General features: G+C 42.2%; 1 protein-coding gene and 1 pseudogene. Both read right to left on the reverse strand.

The window, feature by feature from the left end; genetic code table 11:
- Nucleotides 1-779: integrase arm-type DNA-binding domain-containing protein (locus tag RTW80_RS25765; RefSeq protein ID WP_312720899.1), on the reverse strand; the 779-nt coding region annotated here is incomplete at its 3' end.
- Nucleotides 780-1,005: 226 nt separating this feature from the next.
- A pseudogene (locus tag RTW80_RS31765) lies at nt 1,006-1,074 on the reverse strand (hypothetical protein); the annotation flags it as partial.
- Nucleotides 1,075-1,086 lie beyond the last annotated feature (12 nt).

Below are 1,086 nucleotides of genomic sequence, written 5' to 3' on the forward strand. Positions count from 1 at the left end.
GTCCATACTTTATTAATGAAATCAAAATCGTCCACCCTGGCGGTAATTAGCTCTGAACTACGGCAGCCAAAATGCAGCAATAGTTTAATGAAGGCCCGGTATTTAGGAACCATTCGAGAACCATCGATCGCAGCATAAAGGATTTTAATTTCATCATGTGTCAGAAACCGTTTCTTCTGACCTTTACGGATATCCATATCTTTACCCGTGATATCCGACAGCGGGCGAGTTTCAATGAGCTTTCTCTTATACGCCCAGACATGGGCCTGCTTTGCGTTAATTAGCAATCGGTCTGCTATTGCTGGAGTCTTAGTGCTAAGAGGCTCCAGGACTTCTAACCAATCATGCAATGTAGCTGCATCGTGAGGGATATTCCCGATTTTAGAGAACAGGTGCAGCTCAAACGAGCGGAGTATCTGTTCAGAGCCTTTTTTATTTTTTACACAATATGCTTCATACCAGGCACGGATCACAGACTCTACCGTCATGGCTTCAGTAGCTTTTCGTTTTTCAGCCTGCTTGACCAATCGTGGATTACGGTTTGACTCGAGTTCACCACGGAGACGGATAACTTCTTCTCTGGCCTCTTTTAATCCAGTTGCCGGGTAAGTTCCGATATCAAGACGCTCACCTTTCCCTGCCCATTGATAACGATATTGGAACACTACGCGACCTTTCGGTGATACTCTGACAGACAGACCATCACGATCGGATTTAACCAAAACCTTATCACGTTCCTTTCCAACGACTGAACGCAACCACGCATCAGACAGCGCCATTACTCACCTTGTACAAATCGCAAAACACCTCTGCTGCTTTGTACATTATGTACAAGCATATGTACAGATTTTTGATGAAAGCAAGCAGATCGATTTAAAGTTACATGAAAGAATTTTCAATTAAAGAAGCCACATAACTAAATGTATTTAAATGAGTTATATTGCTCAACCTCAATTAACTGAAAGGATTTTGAAAGAGTAAAAGAGCTTTAATTTAGGCTTAATTATTGGGGTGAGAAATAATGGCAAAAGTGCGGCGCTTCGCCACCTCTTGCAAATAAGGAGACAACGTCATAATTCTTTCTTC

Source organism: Escherichia sp. AM3, assembly GCF_032029835.1.
Lineage (GTDB): Bacteria > Pseudomonadota > Gammaproteobacteria > Enterobacterales > Enterobacteriaceae > Escherichia > Escherichia coli.